At 63.1% G+C, this 18,243-nt stretch carries 18 protein-coding genes; 2 read left to right on the plus strand and 16 right to left on the minus strand.

Translation table 11 applies throughout. The annotated features are described in order from the left end of the window. Positions 1-69: 69 nt before the first annotated feature. The 12 genes from dsbG to ccmA form a co-directional block, all read right to left on the minus strand. Complete coding sequence (dsbG, locus tag NGK62_RS05750) at positions 70-843, minus strand: thiol:disulfide interchange protein DsbG (protein ID WP_020204476.1); 774 nt, start codon at positions 841-843, stop codon at positions 70-72. 2 nt (positions 844-845) lie between these two features. Then, positions 846-1,682: a TlpA disulfide reductase family protein gene (locus NGK62_RS05755; protein WP_020204477.1), complete on the minus strand. Its 837-nt coding sequence runs from the start codon at positions 1,680-1,682 to the stop codon at positions 846-848. Continuing rightward, positions 1,682-3,535, minus strand: a complete 1,854-nt coding sequence (gene dsbD / locus NGK62_RS05760) for a protein-disulfide reductase DsbD (protein ID WP_020204478.1) — start codon at positions 3,533-3,535, stop codon at positions 1,682-1,684. Before dsbD ends, NGK62_RS05755 begins: the two co-directional genes overlap by 1 nt. 81 nt (positions 3,536-3,616) lie before the next feature. Further along, entirely contained in the window at positions 3,617-4,498 is an 882-nt protein-coding gene (gene ccmI / locus NGK62_RS05765) for a c-type cytochrome biogenesis protein CcmI (RefSeq protein ID WP_029043914.1), read from the minus strand. After that, the gene (locus NGK62_RS05770; RefSeq protein WP_020204480.1) at positions 4,495-4,950 is read right to left on the minus strand and encodes a cytochrome c-type biogenesis protein; all 456 of its coding nucleotides are present in this window, start codon (positions 4,948-4,950) and stop codon (positions 4,495-4,497) included. The genes ccmI and NGK62_RS05770 overlap by 4 nt, the downstream gene beginning before the upstream one ends. Continuing rightward, complete coding sequence (locus NGK62_RS05775; RefSeq protein ID WP_029043915.1) at positions 4,947-5,471, minus strand: DsbE family thiol:disulfide interchange protein; 525 nt, start codon at positions 5,469-5,471, stop codon at positions 4,947-4,949. The genes NGK62_RS05770 and NGK62_RS05775 overlap by 4 nt, the downstream gene beginning before the upstream one ends. Further along, positions 5,468-7,429, minus strand: coding sequence for a heme lyase CcmF/NrfE family subunit (locus NGK62_RS05780; RefSeq protein WP_020204482.1), 1,962 nt, complete (start codon positions 7,427-7,429; stop codon positions 5,468-5,470). The genes NGK62_RS05775 and NGK62_RS05780 overlap by 4 nt, the downstream gene beginning before the upstream one ends. Before the next feature lie 3 nt (positions 7,430-7,432). After that, the gene (ccmE, locus tag NGK62_RS05785; RefSeq protein ID WP_020204483.1) at positions 7,433-7,879 is read right to left on the minus strand and encodes a cytochrome c maturation protein CcmE; all 447 of its coding nucleotides are present in this window, start codon (positions 7,877-7,879) and stop codon (positions 7,433-7,435) included. After that, positions 7,863-8,054, minus strand: a complete 192-nt coding sequence (gene ccmD, locus NGK62_RS05790) for a heme exporter protein CcmD (RefSeq protein ID WP_081651476.1) — start codon at positions 8,052-8,054, stop codon at positions 7,863-7,865. Before ccmD ends, ccmE begins: the two co-directional genes overlap by 17 nt. Beyond that, a complete protein-coding gene (gene ccmC, locus NGK62_RS05795) occupies positions 8,051-8,788 on the minus strand; it encodes a heme ABC transporter permease CcmC (RefSeq protein WP_020204484.1) in 738 nt (245 codons plus the stop codon). The genes ccmD and ccmC overlap by 4 nt, the downstream gene beginning before the upstream one ends. 12 nt (positions 8,789-8,800) lie before the next feature. Next, entirely contained in the window at positions 8,801-9,487 is a 687-nt protein-coding gene (gene ccmB, locus NGK62_RS05800) for a heme exporter protein CcmB (protein WP_020204485.1), read from the minus strand. Between the two features lie 4 nt (positions 9,488-9,491). Further along, positions 9,492-10,103 (minus strand): cytochrome c biogenesis heme-transporting ATPase CcmA, encoded by a 612-nt coding sequence (ccmA, locus tag NGK62_RS05805; RefSeq protein WP_029043916.1) that lies wholly within the window; start codon positions 10,101-10,103, stop codon positions 9,492-9,494. 180 nt (positions 10,104-10,283) lie between these two features. Here ccmA and NGK62_RS05810 point away from each other — a divergent pair, with 180 nt between their 5' ends. Together NGK62_RS05810 and NGK62_RS05815 are read left to right on the plus strand one after the other, a co-directional pair. Further along, positions 10,284-10,952 carry a response regulator gene (locus NGK62_RS05810; protein WP_020204487.1) on the plus strand — a complete coding sequence of 223 codons (669 nt, stop codon included), beginning with the start codon at positions 10,284-10,286 and terminating at the stop codon, positions 10,950-10,952. Beyond that, entirely contained in the window at positions 10,949-12,334 is a 1,386-nt protein-coding gene (locus NGK62_RS05815) for an ATP-binding protein (RefSeq protein ID WP_251877735.1), read from the plus strand. The genes NGK62_RS05810 and NGK62_RS05815 overlap by 4 nt, the downstream gene beginning before the upstream one ends. Positions 12,335-12,488: 154 nt before the next feature. On the opposite strand, the gene lnt is transcribed toward NGK62_RS05815, so the two are convergent. The 4 genes from lnt to NGK62_RS05835 are packed head-to-tail and all read right to left on the minus strand — an operon-like array spanning position 12,489 to position 18,238. Further along, the gene (gene lnt, locus NGK62_RS05820; RefSeq protein ID WP_020204489.1) at positions 12,489-14,087 is read right to left on the minus strand and encodes an apolipoprotein N-acyltransferase; all 1,599 of its coding nucleotides are present in this window, start codon (positions 14,085-14,087) and stop codon (positions 12,489-12,491) included. A 24-nt stretch (positions 14,088-14,111) separates the two neighbouring features. Continuing rightward, entirely contained in the window at positions 14,112-16,370 is a 2,259-nt protein-coding gene (locus NGK62_RS05825) for a heavy metal translocating P-type ATPase (RefSeq protein ID WP_020204490.1), read from the minus strand. Continuing rightward, complete coding sequence (locus NGK62_RS05830; RefSeq protein ID WP_020204491.1) at positions 16,351-17,448, minus strand: c-type cytochrome; 1,098 nt, start codon at positions 17,446-17,448, stop codon at positions 16,351-16,353. The genes NGK62_RS05825 and NGK62_RS05830 overlap by 20 nt, the downstream gene beginning before the upstream one ends. Continuing rightward, positions 17,432-18,238, minus strand: coding sequence for a c-type cytochrome (locus NGK62_RS05835; protein WP_020204492.1), 807 nt, complete (start codon positions 18,236-18,238; stop codon positions 17,432-17,434). Before NGK62_RS05835 ends, NGK62_RS05830 begins: the two co-directional genes overlap by 17 nt. Positions 18,239-18,243 lie beyond the last annotated feature (5 nt).

Here is an 18,243-nt window from a genome sequence, read left to right on the forward strand (position 1 = left end):
TTTCCGTTGAACAGCCTGGGATGCGGTCTGAGAGAAGTGGCCATCAGGTTCGGTGCCTCGGCGGCTGGTTCAGCGCGGTCCCAGCACTTCACCCAGTTGCGCCCCTCGCGGCATGCCGTTGTATTTCTTGAGGACCCCGTTGGGGCCGCGCACGACGATGCCGGGCGTCCCCCGGAAGCCGGTGCTCGCCATGAGTGCCAGGTTGTCATCGAGGATCTTGCGCACATCGGCAGGCACGCTCTTGGCTGGCGTAATCCCGCCTTGGCCGAACTGTCGTTCGTTCGTCAACAATGCCGCGCTCCGGTCAGGCGCGCCAAGGATGGCCGCGGCTTTGGCCGGACTGTCATCCTTGATGATGCCCACCAGAATGTGCCGCAATTGGACCTTGCCGGAATCCACCCAAGGGCGTGCAGCTTCCCAAAAGGCGTTGCAATAGGGGCAGTTGGCATCGCTGAAGGTGTAGATGACGCGCGGCGCATCTGCCTTGCCGTCCAGCACCCAGGTAGACGACTGGAGCTGCGACCATTCCTTGTCGCTGATCGGTTTGGCGGCCAGCTTTTCGAGGTCCGCTTCGTCCATCGGCTCGCCCTTGGCGTTCAGGCGAGTTCCCACGATGGCATTGCCGTCGCTCGTGATGTATACGGCAATGGGCCGGTCACCCGCGACGGCGGCGAAGGCGCGCAGACCACCGCCGACCTTGAATTCCTGCGTGACGGTCAGGCCCTGGCCCTCCAGCGCCTTGAGGACGGCCGGCTTGTCCGCCGTCTCTGCCTTGCTGCAGCCGGTGACCGCCATGAAGCTGGCGGCCAAGAGGAACGAAATGTGCGAGCGTTGTGCAAACATGATTACTCCTTGTCTGTCTTGATCTGTTGGGCTGGCGCGAATCGGCGCGACACCGTGTGTTTGAGGCTTGCCATCGTGAGTTCGCCCAGATGGGTATCCACCAGGCGTCCTTGTTCATCGAAGAACAAGGTGGTGGGCAGGCCTCGCGAGGCGACGGCCTGCATGGTCTGGGAAGCGGGGTCGAGCAGCACATCCTTGAGCTGCAGGCGTTCGCTTTCAAGAAAGGCGCGGGCCTGCTGGGCGCTTTCTCCCTGGTTGACCATGACGAAGGCGATACCGGGATACTGCGCTTGCGCCTGCTCGAACACCGGCATCTCGCGACGGCATGGTGGACACCATGAAGCCCAGAGGTTGAGCACGACGGGCCGCCCAGCATAGGAATTGAGGACGACAGGCCGTTCATCGAGCGTTGCGAGCGTCAAGGCCGGCAATGGCGGCGCCGAGCGCTGAAGCAAAGCCAGCACGCCACCGGCCGCAAACCAGGCCAAGAGTCCGGCCGCAACTCCCGCCAGCACAGGCCGGCGCAATGCCTGAACCGCACGGGTGCGCCACCAGATGAGCGTCACCGCGGCCAGGACACCGACCCACCACAAAAAGCCTTGATCGCCAATGGAAATCATGGACATTGGCGACTGCGCGTACTCTTCCCACCACTGCGCGATGTAGCCGAGGCGAGCTGCCACAAGCCCCACAAAAACGGCGTCCAGCAGCATGCCACCGGCCGCCTTGTACGGAGAGTCGGGCAACCGCTTGGCCACCATGCGCGCCACGACCCAGGCCAGCAGGATGGCCAAGAAGACGGCAACCACCTGAACGGAGAATGGACCGATGCTGATCATCAGGAACCAGCCTTGTCCAAGCGCTCCAAGAAGGCGCTGGCATCGATCTCGCCGACGACGCGCAGATCGCGCCGTTCCTTGCCATCCGGACCGACGAGAATGAGAGTAGGCGGTCCCATGACACCCCAATGCTTGAGCAAGGTCTGGTCGGTCGCATCATTGCGCGTCACGTCCGGTCGCACGACCTGCATCCGGGCCAGTCGGGACGCGACGGCCGGGTCGCCGAATACGTTGCGTTCGATCACATGGCAACTGACGCACCAGTCGGCGTAGAAATCGATCAGAGTCCATTGACCGCGTGAGGCGGCCTGTGCCAGATGCGCATCGACGTCCTCGACCGATTTGGCCTGCAGGTAAGCGACGCCGCCTGTCGCCGGTGCTGCCGAAGCCGAATCCCCGCGCAGGTGTGCCAGCGGCTGCAATGCCGATTCGCCGCCAGAGGCCGCGCCGACCAGCATCAGGATGGACCACAAGCCGGCGAAGACAGCGCCGGACCGCAGCGTCCATGCCAGCCGATGCTTTGCTGCCACGGCCTGGCCCCAAGCGATCAGTCCAATCGCCACCGACAAGACCCACGCGCCCCACAGAACCAGGCTGACCGTGCCGGGCAGGACGCGCGTCAGCATCATCACGGCCATGCCCACCATGACGTAGCCGAATGCCACGCGCACGCGGTCCATCCACGCGCCAGGCCGCGGCAGGACCCGGGCACCGAACACGGCGATGGCCAGCAGGGGCAGTCCCATGCCCAAACCCAGCGCGAACAAGGCCATGCCGCCGTAGACCGCGCTGCCGGTCTGCCCGATGTACAGCAATGCGCCCGCCAATGGAGCGGTCATGCAAGGCCCGACCAGAAGCGCCGAGAGGAAGCCCAGCGCCGCCGCGCCGGGGAGGCTCCCGCCCGAGCGCTCTCTGCCAGCGGATTCGACCCGATTGATCAGCGCCGAGGGCATCTGCAGCTCGAACAGACCGAACAAGGAACTCGCCAGGACCAGGAACAAGGCTGCAAACGCTCCGAGCAGCCAAGGCGATTGCAGTGTGGCCTGCAGATTGGCCCCGGCCAGGCCAGCGGCCACACCTACCGCGGCGTAGGTGCCCGCCATCGCCAAGACATAGGACAGGGAGAGGAAGAAAGCCCGCCGCGGCCTGGCCTGGCTGCCGACCACCATGGTGGAGATGATGGGGATCATCGGGAGCGAGCATGGCGTGAAAGCCAGCAGCAACCCGAAGCCGAAGAACAGCAGCGTCCCCCACACGGGCCCCAGCGCTGCAAGCCGCTGCGCTGCGGCTTGATCCTCCGCCACCTCGGTCGGCCCACCCTGGCTGCCTGCATGGGTGGCGGCCACGGCCGAACTCCCCTGGACGGAATCATTGCCGGCCGGGGAGGTACCGGCCACCACAGCCGGCAGTGCCACGTTCATGGTCTGCGGCGGATAGCAGATCCCTGCTTCCGCGCAGCCCTGCCAGTGGAGCGTCAGCGGGCCGGGGGCAGTGGCAGGAAAGCGCAGCTTGAGCGCCTCGCCCGTATAGATTTCCGTGTCGCCAAAGAATTCGTCGTGTTTGGCCGTTCCTGCCGGAAGGCTCAAGCTGACCTCATGGCCCTGGGCATCGACCAACTTGAGGGCATGGCGATAGACGTAGTAGCCATCGGCGATGTGCCCAGCGGCCGAGAACGAATCGCCCTGCTGCTGCGCAGGGTCCAGCTTGAGAACTTCGGCAACGTCCAGAAATTGCCGTTCACTGCTGCCCCAGGAGGAAAAAAGGCCATTCGCCCACGCGCTGCCGACCGCACAACAACACAGGAGAAAGATCGCTACGACGCGCCGATGAAAAGCCAAATCCGAATCCTCCAAGCAAAGCTGCCTGGATCATGCGATGACCCGATTAAGCGAAACTAAAGGTCCCCCGCACGGCCCCTGGGAACCGGGATGCCATCAATGCTTTGCGCTTGGCTCTGATGATCGACCGTGGGCGAGTTCCGCCTGCTCCGTCCGGGCCCGTTCGATCCCGGCCTCGACGACTTTCGCCGCCTCGGAGTCGGGGGGCATCATCCCTAGCAGCTTCTGCCAGTGCGCGATGGCCGCTTGGTAGTCCCGGCGCTGCACCGCAGCAGCGCCGGCCAGAGTCAGAGGCAGGGCTGCATTGGGATCGAGCGACAAGGCCCGCTCAAGCATACGGGTGGGCTCTCCCTCAAAGCCGGAGCCGCGGATTCTGGACAGCGACTCCGCGTATTCCGACAAAGCTTGTGGATCGTTCTGGACAAGTTCATTGGCGCGAGTGAAGGCATTGACGGCTTGCTCATGATCGCCGAAGTAGCGGTAGGAACGCGCCAGCATGAGCCAGCCTCCAGGATCATCGGGGTGCTGGGCCAGTCGTGCCTGCAGTGAGGCCACCATGGCTTGCACATCGGCTTGCGTCGTCATACCCGCGCTGCGAACCTGTGGCGGGTCCACGGCGGCCGGATTCCCCAAGTACGAATAGGTCAGCGCCGTCGCGATCGGCAGCACAATGGCGACAGTGATCGCTGCCCCCCTGCTTCCAGCAGGTGGCCCCAATCTCGACGGCGATGGAGCAGTTTCATCCAGCGCTCGCCGTTGCAGATCGGATCTTGCATCGGCCAATTCATGGGCCGACAGCGTGCCATTGAAGTGGTCTCTCTCCAACTCCGCCCATTGATCGCGCAGTACCGCGGCGTTCACGCTGTCAGGGGCAACCTGGTTGCCCGCACCATGTCCCCCTCGCCAGAGGAGGAAAGAAAGCCATAGCGAGACGCCTCCCACGAGCACCGACGCCAGAACCAGGAAAACGATGCTCATGACTCGTCCAGGGCATTGTGTGGCGGAGCCAGCAGCGCGTCCGCGTGTCTGCGCTCCTCTTCATTGAGGGCAGCATTCTTCGGCTTGCGGTTTCGGCTGCGCAGACTCATGACCAAGACCACAAAGCCCAGGGCAAGCAGCGCGAACGGGCCAAACCAAAGCAGCATCGTTGTCGGCTTCAATGGCGGGCGGTAAAGCACAAAGTCGCCGTATCGTTCGACCATATAGGTTCGGATGTCGTCATCGCTTTTTCCGGCACGGATCTGCTCGCGAATCTGTTGACGCAAGTCGGCGGCGAGATCGGCCTGCGAAGCTGCAATCGACTCGTTCTGGCAAACCAGGCAACGCAACTCGGATGCAATGCCCAGCATGCGGTCCTCGGCCGCCTGGTCGCTGGCCCAGACCGGAGCCGTGAACAAAAAGAAAAACAATGCCAGCCGCCAGAGGATCATTTCTCAAGCTCCTGCACCAGCGGCAGCAGCTCGCTGCGCATTTCACCCGCGTCCATCGGCCCGGTATGCTTGTAGCGAATGATGCCCGCCTTGTCGATCAGATAGGTTTCCGGCACGCCGTACACCCCGAAGTCGATGCCGACAGCCCCGTGCGCATCGGAGATCGTCGTTTCAAAGGCGTTGCCATTGCGTCCTAGCCAGGCGATGGCGTTCTGCGGCGTGTCCTTGTAGTTCATGCCGACCACCGAGACGGCATGCCTGCTGGCCAATTCGGTGATGACGGGATGCTCCTCAAGACAGGGCGCGCACCAGGAAGCCCACACGTTCAGTACCCATACTTTCCCGATCATGCTCTCGGGCGAGAAGGTCTTGTCCGGGGCTTGCAGTTGCGGAAGACTGAAGCGTGGCGCGGGCTTGTTGATCAAGGGCGACGGCACCTCGCTGGGCTTGAGCGTCAGTCCCATCGCGAGAAATGACACCAATACAAAGAATCCGAGCAGCGGCCATAGGAAGCGGTTCATGATGTGGCCTCGGGCAATGGCTGGGCGGCGTGTTGACGGCGAGGCTTCAGGCGGTATCGGCGATCGCTGATGGCCAAGCCGCCGCCAAGCGCCATCAGGATGCAGCCGATCCAGATCCAGTCGACGAACGGCTTGTGGTAGACGCGAACGCTCCAAACGCCCTCTCCGAGCGGTTCGCCGAGCGCCGCGTAGACGTGGCGCAGTCCATTTGCGTCGATCGCCACTTCGGTCATCGGCATCTGCGAGGCCGGGTAGTTGCGCTTCTCCGGATGGAGCCGACGCAAGACCTTGCCGTCGCGCGACAGTTCGATATCGCCTATCTGCGTCACGTAGTTGGGTCCTCGCGCGCTCCTTACGCCGACCAAAGTGAGGTTGTAGCCGCCGATGCTGACGGACTCTCCCTGGGCCAATCGAACGTCTCGCTCGGTCTCATACCCGCTGACGATGGTCACGCCAGTCACGAATACCGCGATGCCCAGATGCGCCATATGCATCCCAAGCCAACTGCGCGGCTGGGCACGCAACCCGCCGCGGGTGGCGCGCATTCGACCGAAGATGCCCGTCCCCACGGACACGGCGATCCATGTGGCCAGCATCAAGCCCAACGCCGCGGAGCCTGACCAGTGTCCCAGCACGAATGGAGCGGTCAGGCCCACCACGGGTGCCGCAATCATCGGAACGCGCAACTGCCTGAAGATGGCACCGAACTGGGCGGCCTTCCAATTGGCGACGGGTCCGACCGCAATCAGAAGTAACGCGGGGATCATCAATGGCACGAACACCGCATTGAAGTATGGCGGCCCGACGGAGAGCTTGCCCAGGCCCAACGCGTCGATGAGCAGTGGGTACAGCGTACCGAGTGCGACCGCGCCGGCAGTGACCACCAGCAGCACATTGTTCGCCAGCAGCAAGGACTCCCTGGAGACCGTGTCGAACCGTCCTCCCATTCCGACCTTGGGGGCTCGCCATGCGAACAAAGCGAGCGACGTGCCCACAATGACAGTCAGCAGAATCAGAATAAACAGTCCGCGCCGTGGATCGGTGGCAAATGCATGCACGGAAGTCAGTACGCCCGAGCGCACCAGAAAGGCACCAAGCAACGAGCATGAAAATGCACCGATGGACAGCAGCACCGTCCAATTCTTGAAGCTGGCCCGCTTTTCCGTTACTGCCAAAGAGTGGATCAAGGCAGTGCCCACCAGCCAGGGGATGAACGATGAGTTCTCGACCGGGTCCCAAAACCACCATCCCCCCCAGCCCAACTCGTAGTAGGCCCACCAACTTCCCAAGGCGATGCCGACCGTCAGAAACGCCCAGGCTGCGGTGGCCCAGGGACGCGACCAGCGCGCCCACGTCGAGTCCAGTTGTCCGGCAAGCAATGCGGCGATCGCGAATGCGAAGGCCACCGAAAATCCGACGTACCCCATGTAAAGCAGCGGCGGATGAAAGATCAAGCCGATATCCTGCAAGAGCGGATTCAGATCCCATCCGTCTTGCGGGACCGGGAAAAGTCGTTCGAAGGGATTGGAGGTCAACAGGACGAACAGCAGGAAACCGGCCGTCACCAGCCCGAGCACACCCAGAACGCGCGCCACCATGGCATCCGGAAGCTGCTTCGACAGCCGGCTGACCGCATAGGCCCATCCGGTCTGCATCAGCAGCCAGAGCAGGAGCGAACCCTCATGTCCGCCCCAGACCGCGGCCATTCTGTAGCCCAGCGGGAGCTGAGAATTGGAATTTTGAGCGACGTAGGCGACCGAGTAGTCCTTCGCGACAAAGGCCCAGGTGAGCGCTGTAAAACCGACGATCACCAGCAGGAATTGCGTGCGTGCTGCGGGACGGGCGAACGCGATCCAGGTGAGGTTGGCTCGCGCCGCGCCGGCCAGGGCAAGAACACCTTGAGCGAGTGCCACGAACAAGGCGGCGATGAGGGCGAGGTGGCCGATTTCTGGAATCATGGGTCAAGGCTTCCTTGAAGCTGAATTCTTCTGGGCCTCGTCCAGTGCATGCTGGGCCTCGGGTGGCATGTAGTTCTCGTCGTGCTTGGCCAGCACCTCCTCGGCGCGAAAGAGGCCGGCACTGTCCAGCCGTCCTTGAACAACAACCCCTTTTCCTTCACTGAACAGGTCGGGCAAGATGCCCGAATAAGTGACCGGGATTGTTTTGACCGTATCGGTGATGACGAATTGCACGGCAAGCTCACCACGCTGTCGCTTCAGACTGCCTCGTTCCACCATGCCGCCGACTCGAAAGGTGCGCTCCAATGGTGCCTCCCCGGCACTGATCTGCGAGGGCGTAAAGAAAAACACAAGGTTGCTCTGAAAGGCATTGAGCACCAGCGCCGTGGCGATGCCGATGGCGGATAGCCCGGCGACGATGAGTGCGATGCGTTTATGTCGTGGCTTCACGCCGCACCTCCTTGCCCGGCAATTCCGACTGGATGCGCCGTAGTGCTGCTCGGCGCCGGCGCCGAAGCATTCGGCATTCCGTCCAAAGCAACACCACCGTCATCAGGACGGATCCCCAAACGTACACACCATAACCACCCATCGCCAGGAACTCACCGACACTGGCCCAGTTCATCGCTTCACCTCCTCGATGTCCTGCAACCAGCCGGCGTGATGTTCGCGTTCCAGGATGATGCAGCGCACGCGCGCCAGCGCCGCCGCAGCCGTGTAAGCCCAGGCCGCAAGAACCATGATCAGCATGCCCAGCAACATGACCATCGCCATGGAGGGCGCGCGAGTCAGCGATACCGAGGCACCCTGGTGCAAGGTGTTCCACCATTGCACGGAGAAATAGATCACAGGGATGTTCACCACGCCGACCAGCGCCAGCACGGCGCCTGCCCGATCGGCACGGCGACGATCTTCGATCGCCGATTGGAGTGCGATGAAGCCGACGTACAGAAACAGCAGGACAAGTTCAGAGGTCAGTCGTGCATCCCAGACCCACCAGGTTCCCCACATCGGCTTTCCCCACAAGGCGCCTGTCCACAGCGAAAGGAAGGTGAACAGTGCACCCGTGGGGGCCAGCGCCGAGGCCATCATTGCCGACAGGCGGCTGTTGAACACCAGGCCAATGCCGGCCCAGAACGCCATCGCCAGGTAGATGACCATGGACATCCATGAAACCGGCACGTGCAGGAAGATGATGCGATATCCCTCTCCCTGCTGGGCGTCCGTGGGTGCCAAGAAGAACCCCACACAGACGCCAGCGAGTGACAGCGCCGCGGCGGTCACGCCGAGCCAAGGGATGAGCTTTCCCGCGATAGGGTAAAACGCTTTGGGAGATGAAAATTTGAACCAGTTGACCATTCGCTTCGCTCCTCAATACTCAAGTGCGATGCGCAGCGATGCACTCGTTGCGAATGGCGTGAAGAACGCCGCCAAGACGAACACGGCGGCGAGCAAGGAGAGGTTGGCCGACGCACCCTGACCGAGGATCGACGCATCGACCGCGCCGGCGCCGAAGATCAGCACCGGGATGTAGAGCGGCAGCACCAGCACAGCAACGAGAACACCCCCTGCGCGTACGCCCAGCGTCAGCCCCGCGCCGACGGCGCCGATGAGGCTGAGCACAGGCGTACCGATAGCGAGCGATGCGGTCAGAATCCAGAGGGACGAGGCAGGCAGGTCGAACTGCAATGCCAGCGCGGGCGCAAGCAAGGCCAAGGGCAAACCGGACAACAGCCAATGTGCCGTGATCTTGCCGACGACCAACATGGCCAACGGCGCCGGCGACAGCATCATCTGCTCCAGCGTGCCATCGGCGTGATCCTGCTCGAACAGGCGATTCAGCGAAAGCATGCTGGCCAGCAATGCCGACACCCACAGGACGCCTGGAGCGATCCGCCGGAGTATTTCGCGCTCGGGGCCGATACCCAAGGGAAACAGACTGACGACGACGACAAAGAAGAAAAGAGGTATCAGCGCGTCTGACCTTCGGAGCAAGGCCACTTCCAAGTCCCGGCGAATCACGACAAACACCGGATGGGCAACGAGGGGCTGGCTCACTGGCTCATGCCCCCATCCGGACGGTCTGAGAAGCTTTCACGGCCAGCTCTTGGTGACTTGTCAGAACGACCATTCCGCCACGGGACTGGTGCCCATGGATCACTTCACCAAGCCATCGCGCACCGAATTTGTCCAGCGCTGTGGAGGGCTCGTCGAGAATCCATAATTTCCTCTTGTAGAGGAGCAGTCGAGCCAGGCTTGCACGGCGCTTTTGGCCTTGCGACAACATCCGGACCGGCAGATGCCTGTGCTCGGTCAAGCCAACGTCGTCCAGCGCTGATTCCACACGTTCCGGGGTGAGTGGCTCACCTGCAATGGCGGCTGCGGCGAGCAGGTTGTCCAAGGCATTCAGGTCTTCTTTGAGCCCAATGCCATGGCCGCTGTAGACCAGTTCGCGTTGGTATTCACTCCATTGATTGCGTAGCGGCTTTCCTTTCCATAAAACTCTGCCGGCATCCGGCGTTGCGAAGCCTGCGAGCGATCGCAATAGCGTGGTCTTCCCGCTGCCGTTCTCGCCTTGCACCAACAGGCACTCGCCCGGCGCGATCCGGAAAGTCAAATGGTCAAACAGTCGGTGCTCCCCCCGAATGCCCACCAGATCGAGAGCTTCAAGCATGGGCCGGGTCATAGTTCATACACATGGGCATCCTTGGAAGGTGCGCCCTCAAGGGGCAATCTTCAAAATCATGTCTTCTCCCGATTAACTGAGAATTAGCGGGAACTTGCGTCCTACGTTGCTGTCATTTCTGGCCTAACATGAGCGTGTCAAACAAGCAAACTCAGGTGGGTAGGCGCCATGCGAATACTGTTGGTGGAAGACGACGAACTGATCGGGCGAGGGATCGTGGCCGGTCTGCACAAGCACGGCATCGCGGTGCATCACGTCGCCACCGCAGAAGAAGCCGAAGCCACGCATGCAGAAGACACCTTCCATGCCCTGGTGCTCGATCTCGGGCTTCCCGACCGGGACGGCATGGAGTTGCTGGCCAGCATGCGGGCCGTCGAGCCTCAGTTGCCTGTCCTGATCCTCACGGCGCGGGACGCCATCGAACACAGGCTCAAAGGGCTGCATGAAGGTGCCGACGACTACATGGTCAAACCGTTCGATCTGCGTGAACTCGCGGCCCGGCTGCATGCGCTGGTCAGACGCACGCAAGGCCGTGCGGCCCAGGTCATCTCGGCCGGCCCCCTGCGGCTGGAGCCGGAGAGCGGGCTGGCCTGGTTCCAGGGCGAGTCCGTCTCCTTGTCGCGCCGCGAGGTCGATCTGCTGGCCCATCTCGCCAACGCCGATGGCCGGTGGGTCCCGCCCGACCTGCTCAACGAGCGCTTGTATGGCCTCGGGGAAGAGATCGGCAGCAATGCGCTCAATGTGCATATCCACAACATCCGCCGCAAGCTCGGCGCCGAAGCCATCGAGACGGTCCGGGGGCTCGGCTATCGGCTGGGCTGGAGGCTCGCATCATGAGCCTGCGCCTTCGGGCTGTTCTGATCGCCGGTATCTCGCTGTTGGTTCTGTGGGGTGCTGCCGCCGGCTGGATGATGCGCGGCGTTCATTCCAATCTCGACCGAACCCTCGACGGCCGCCTTGCCATGTCGGCACGCATGGTGTCCGGGCTTCTTGAACGCGCCGCGCTGGCTCCGAATGCGGCGTCCAACGACTTCACCGAGGCGGTGCGCGTCAGCGGCAAGGAGGGCATCGCATGTGAAATCCGGTCCTTGCAGGGAGAGATCCTGGCACAAACGACCACTGGACCTCACTCGGAGTTCGAGTCACTGCCGGCCGGCTTCAGCACGCGGGACGTTTTGGGACATCAGTGGAGGGTCTACGTTCTTCGTGCCAATGGCTACCAGATCACGACGGCGGATCGCGTGGATCAGCGGGATATGCTGATCAACGAACTGCTGAGCGTGGCTGGCGTGCCATTCTTGATTGCTTTCCTTGGCGGCCTGGCTGCCCTTTGGATCGGCATTGGCCGGGGGCTGGCCCCCCTGGAGGCTCTGTCGCAGCAATTGCGCGACAAACACGCGGACGACACGTCCCCCATTGCTGTCAACCATTCGCCCTCGGAACTGCGCCCGGTTCTGGACGCAATGAATGGGCTTCTCAAGCGCCTGGCACGAACACTTGCCAGCCAGCGGGCATTCACCGATGCCGCGGCGCACGAGCTGCGCACACCGTTGACCGTGATCGATACGCATCTGCAGGTGGCCCGGCTCAGTGAAGGCGACGAGGTGGCATCGTCTCTCTCCAGTGCAGAGGAAGGCGTGAAACGACTGCGGCGCACCTTGGACCAGATGATGACGCTGGCCCGCGCCGAGACGTCTGCCGACAAGGCGGACGGTTGCACCTCTGTGGTCGCTTCTGTCGGCGGCGTGCTGGAACAGTGGAAGGCGCACGAAAATGAGCGCTTGTCGTTGAACATCATCGGCGAGGACACCGGAACTCCGGTGCCCAAGTCGATGCTGGAAACGGCAGTTCGCAATCTGGTTGACAACGCAATGCGCTACTCGCCGCGAGATGCGGCGATCGAGGTTGGCGTGTTCCTGGATCCGAATGCACAGCGGTGTGTGGTTACCGTATCGGACCGTGGCCCCGGGCTGACTGCCGAGCAGGCATCCCAAATCGGCCAACGTTTCTGGCGCGGCGACCAGGGCCGAAAGAGTAAGGACGGGGCGGGCCTGGGCATTTCGATCGTGCGGGCCATTGCAGAGAGATTTGGTGGGGCACTGAATCTCGAACCCCGGGAAGGGGGAGGTCTGGTTGCGAAATTTCTCGTGCCCACTGACCCTGCACCCAAAAAAAGCCAAGCCTGGCCTGCAGGACGCAGTTTGGATTCAAAGCCGTAGGTTTGGTGTGCTGCCATGGATGGCGGGGTTACAGCCAAGGGACGGATGCATGCTGATGTGGTTCCCCTTCGTTCGATCTATCGTCTGACTTGGGTGTAACCCGCCGCCGGGGATCGGGCGCATGGCAGTGCTCGTGCGGCTGCCGGTCTTGCGGCTACCGTCGGGTCGGGCGCCATGCGAGACCAGCCAGCACCATCCCTATGAGCAACAGGACGGGCTGGTCGCCATGGCGAACGTACGGCGTCAGGCCGCTCATGCCTTGTACGGTCACGGACAACACGCCCGGCCTGTGTGGCGGCAGAGCGGCAGCGACCCGTCCTTTCGGATCGATCGAGGCTGTGATGCCTGTATTCGTGGAGGTCACCATAGGCCGTGCGGTCTCGATGCTGCGCATCCGCCCGATCTGCAGATGCTGGCGAAGCGCCCAGGTCTGGCCGAACCAGGCGAGGTTGCTCAAGTTCACAAGCACGCTCGCGCCGGGTCCTCCGCCGGGGTTCGGCAGGAGCGACGGGAGCAGCTCGGAACCGAAAACATCCTCGTAGCAAATGTTGAACGCCAAGTGCTGATCATTCACCGAGAACGGTAGCTGGACCGGGGCTCCGCGATCGAAATCGCCCAGCGGCATGTCCAGCATTCGCGTGAACCACTCGAACCCGGCCGGTACATACTCGCCCCACGGAACGAGGTGGTGCTTGTCGTAGCGTAGCGGCAGGGAGGCGTCGACAAGCTGCTGCAAAGGTGTGCCGGCGTCGAAGCCGATGGCGCTGTTGGTGTACCGCGAGCTGCCGTCGGCCGCCATGCTGTGCAAAGGAACGCCCATCGCAATCATGCTGCGCTGGTGCGCGGCGACGTCAAGCCAGGCTTTCCAGATCGTCGGGTTGAGCTGGTCTTGGAATATGGGCACGACCGTCTCTGGCAGGACGATCAGGTCCGGATGCGGCTCTCCGGGACCAGGTGGCTGCGCAGCCAGCCGCAAGTGCCTGACGATGCCGTCTTCGAGCCGCGTCGGATCGAACTTCTGCGATTGATCGATGTTTGCCTGTACCAGCCTCAGATTCAATGGCTCGCCTTCGGCCGTCGACCAATCGAGACGAGCAAGTATCCACCCCATGGCGATCAGGATCAGCACCGTCGCCAGCAAGGACACGTTCCAACGCATGGACGCCGCGGCCGGACGCGACAGGAACGCCACGGTCCCTGAGAGGTACGCCGCGAGCAGCGCGACACCATGCACGCCCAGCAACGGCGCCCAGCCGACCAATGGGCTGTCCACATGGGCGTAGCCAATGTTCAGCCACGGAAAGCCCGAGAACAGCACGCCGCGCAGCCATTCCGAGGCGGCCCAAGCAGCCGACCAGGCCAGCACGTGTGACAGTGCCGCTCGCCGCCGAATGCGGGACTGCAGCCACTTGCTGATCGCACAGGCAAGACCGGGAAACAGCGCGAGAAAGGCAGACAGCGCCACGACGCTGGCCCCGGCCAGTGGCGCGGACAAACCACCGTAGTCATGGATGCTGATGAACAGCCAGTACAAGCCGACCGCAAAATTGACGAAACCGAACCCCCATCCGCGAAGGAATGCCTGCCGGCCGCGCTCGGCGGCGAAGCTGGCGCGTGCCAGAACCGCCAGCGCGAGGATTTGCACGATGGGCAGCGACCACTGGGGCAGCGGATCCGGGGCGAACGTCAACGCATGTGCGCTGCCGGCAAGCGCCAAGGTCACGGCATTTCCCCACCGCACGACCTTGCTCACGGCCTGAGCATTCCAGTGCTCCTTTCAGGATGTAGCAGGGTCGGCCTGCATCGACCTGTCCAAGACAGGGCGGCCGTGCAGCAGCCTGCAGGTGTTCAGAAATACCGACGCACTGCTGGCAAGCATGGCGAGCGCGGCCGCAAAGGGCGTCACGCCTGCTTCGAACAGCACGACAATCACGGCGAGGTTGTACGCGACGGAAAACCCGAGGTTCTGCCGGACGATGCGATCGAACTTGCGAGCCAACTCACGGGTCTCGACGACAGCGCCCACGCTGCCGTGTGCGATCACCACCCCGGCTGCGGAAACAGCCACGGAACTCGATCCTGGAATGGCGATTCCGCAGGCTGCCTGGGCCAGGACCAAGCCATCGTTGGCGCCGTCTCCCACGAAGGCGACAGGCGCTGGGCTCTTTGCCACGATGTCGGCTTTCTCTTCTGGAGAGCAGTGGGTCTCGACCCGGTCGAAGTCTATGCCCAGGTCAGCCGTCAGGCGGTCGGACGCTGCGCTGGAATCCCCGGTCAGCAACCAGAGTTTCAATCCCTGCGCACGCAACTGCTGCAGTGACGAACGAGCATCGTCGCGAGGGGCATCCTGTAGTCGCAAGGAGCCGAGCCAATCCCTGCCTTTGGCAACGTGTACCAGCCCCGGCATGCCATCTTCCGGCGGCATGCCCTCGACACCCGCGGCAAGCAGCCAATTCCTTTCACCCACCCGCACGGCCTCGCCGCCGGGCACCTGCATCGTCACGCCTTTCGCGCATGCCGTCACCTGGCATCCGTCGGGCTCGCACGCGCTGCTCATTCCAGACTGCCGGGCCGCGAGGACCACCGCGTGTGCGATGGGGTGCACGACGCCGGCCTCAGCCCTTGCCGCAAGGTCGATGAGGTCCTGTTCAGACCATCCCTCCCGCGTCTGGATGCTGACGATACGCATCTGACCGCACGTCAACGTACCTGTCTTGTCGAACGCCATGATCCTCGTGCGGGCCAACGCTTCGACGCTCGCAGAGTCTCTTAAGAGGACGCCGCGCCGAGCGGCCTCGCGGCAGGTAAATGCGTAGGCCAGCGGCATTGCCAGACCGACCGCACAAGGGCAGGCTGCGACAAGGATGCTCAGCGCACCGAGCAACGCCCGATCTGCACTTGTGCCGCTCCACAGGTAATGGACGAAGGCGAGCAGAGATGCCGTCACCACGACCGGAAGCAGTATCCGGACGAAGCGCTCGGCCGTCTCGGACAACGACGACCGGGCGCCAAACAGCTCAAGCATGCGCAGGCCGAGGACATCCAATCTTCGCTCTCCCGCACCGGCGGTCACGTGGACCGTCAGAGGACCGCGCAGGTTCACGGACCCGGCGAAGACCCGCTCGCCAGGCTGAACGCTGCGAGGAACGGACTCGCCTTGCAGCAGCGAGAGATCGACGGCCGACTTTCCCGCCACGACGATGCCATCGACCGCGATGCGCTCGTTGGCGCGTATCAGAACGGTATCACCGGGCGCAAGCTCTGCCAGCAGGACGGTGCTCTCGGCCTTTGTGCCGCCGGACGAAGTCAGCTTGGTCACGGTTTCCGGCGCAAGGCTGCGCAATGCTTGCACGGCAAGTCCGCTCTCCTGCCGGGCATGGATTTCGATCAGTCGTCCGATCAGCAGAAAAGTGATCAACATGGTGGCAGCGTCGGTGTAAATCGCCACGGCCCCCATTGCCAGGGAGCCAACCGACACAAAGAGGGAACCCAGGACAGCAACAGAGGCAAAGACGTCCATCCCGGCGATCCCGGCACGCAGTGAACGGGCGGCGGCGCGGTAGAAGTCCAAAGCCGAATATCCGACGACGGGAAGGCTCGCTACGACGCTGGCCCAAGCAATGGCGAGCGCTGCCCCCTCGTCGGCATTGAGGTAAAGCACCCATGAGCCGAGCATGCTCCACATCCCGAAGACGACTGCAACGGTAAGCTGCAAGCGGATCTTCCCAGCCTGCCGCTGCAGGGCCGCTTCCAGCTCATCGGTGCCTTTCAACGGCGACAGTGCGTAGCCCAGGCCCTCGGCCTTTCGCAGCAGCAAGGGGAAGTCGATCGACTCCGGGGCCCAGGTCACAAGTGCCGAGCCCGAGGTGAAATTCACCGTCGCCGAGACCACGCCGGGAACACGCTGCAGGACGCGCTGCAAGGCCATCGCGCAGCTCACGCACCAAAGCCCGTCCACGGAAAACACCATCCGGCCCGCGACACGGGCCTGCTCATAGTCGAAATCCGCGCCGGGACTACGGTCCGCTCGTGGCATCCGTTCCAACCCCAAGCAGCTTCCCACCCAAGACCTTCCCGTAGTAGCTTTGCTCACCTTCGTGGTATTTCTCCAGCGCCTCAGCCACGGTTCCGGTCTGGCGTGTGTCCTTGGGGCGTTCGTGGCTGTTGATGAATGCCGCCACGTCCCAGGCCTCCTGTTCAGTCAGGCTGTACGGCTTTCCAAGGGGCATGTTCGCCCAGATGAAGCCCGCTGCGGTATCGATGCGGGCCATGCCGGCGCCCCAGTTATACGACTCTGCTCCCCAAAGCGGGGGGAATCGCATTTTTCCGTTCGCCTCCCGGGTCCCCTGTCCATTGGGACCATGGCACAGCGCGCAATTTTGTTGATAGACCGCCAGGCCTCGGCCCACGTCGTAGTCGTCCTTTGGCTTCGCCACCTTGGGATAGAGCGCTCCGCGCGGCTTGTTGCCAGCAGGCAACCCATCGGCCATCCAGGCCATGTAAGTCATGAGATCGCGGTACACGTCGCTGCCAGCAGGTGGCGGCTTTCCCGAGGACGACGCCTGGGCGTTCATCGAATAGGTGAAACATCCCATGATCCGGTCTTCGAGCGTGCTGATGGTCCCGGTCTTGCTGCGAAAAGCGGGATAGGACGCATAAGCCGCCCACATCGGTGCGGCATTCTCGCGGCGTCCCGAGTCGAGGTGGCAGTTCGCGCAGGCCAGCGAATTGCCCACGTGGTCCTTGACCATGGCGCCAGTGTCGGTGAAGATTTTCATTCCTCGCCGGATGGCATCGCCATAGGGTCCCTTCGGAATGTCATCCTCCGCAGGCGGGATGTAATAGCCGTCCGCACCGACAGGCATACCGGGCGCAGACGCCTTGGCGTCTTTTGCATAGGCCTTGCGAGCAGCTTCCATGTCTGCTCTCGAATAGGGCGCGGCCGAAGGAATCGTGACCGTTTTGCCGCTGATCGCGCTGTACAGACGCCCGATGACGCCGCTCTCGTAGATGCCGTAACCCGCCGAAAACAGCAGGATACCCAGCCCCGCGGCATAACCGGCACGCCTGAGTGTCCCCGTATGCGCAGAGCGGCGATCACCGTTGTTCATCATGATTGCCTCCTTTGCTGCCTGGACGCAAAGATCCGAAATACTGAGCCACATCGCGCATGTCTTGCTCCGACATGCGCGACGCGATGTCATCCATCAAGGATTGCGGCGAGTTGTGGCGATGGCCGCCTTTCCATGAGACCAACTGGTGGAAGATGTACTCGGGCTGCTGCCCCGCCAGCGCAGGGAAATGGCCACCGACGCCCTCGCCCTGCTGGCCATGACAGGTCACGCACGCCGGGATATCCTTTTTCCAGTCGCCGGTTCGGCTCAGTGCCTCTCCACGTGCCGCGTCTCCGCCCAGATCGACGGGCGGGCCGACAACGCGCGGCAACGCGGCGTAGTAGGCCGCGACTTGCCCGATTTCCTCGGCGCTCATTGCGCTGGCCACGTACTGCATGGACTCGTTGGGGCGGCTTCCGGTGGCGAAGTCGTGGAGTTGCTTCGCGATGTAGGCTTCGGACAAGCCAGCCAGCGCAGGCGTCAGCCCCGCGCCGGCACCATGGTCGCCGTGACATGACGCGCAGGCCCAGACGATGTCGTTCCCCTGAAAGACGAGCGCCGGCGCGTCAGCGGCAACTGCGGGGGCCTGCTGCTTCGGCGCAACGGCCCCGCCAATCGCCGCCCCGCGATTCGGCGCCAGGTCGGCGATGTAGCTCAAAGCGCCCCAGATCGCCAGCGCCAGGAAGATGGCCAGCACAAACAAGGGAATGGGACGCGATTGCTCCCAGGGGTCGAACGTCGGGTCCACGTCTTGAACACGACGCCCCTTGCCGCTCAGATCGGATTTCATCTGGC

The sequence above is a fragment of the Achromobacter sp. Marseille-Q4954 genome, assembly GCF_943737025.1.
GTDB lineage: Bacteria > Pseudomonadota > Gammaproteobacteria > Burkholderiales > Burkholderiaceae_B > Achromobacter > Achromobacter bronchisepticus_A.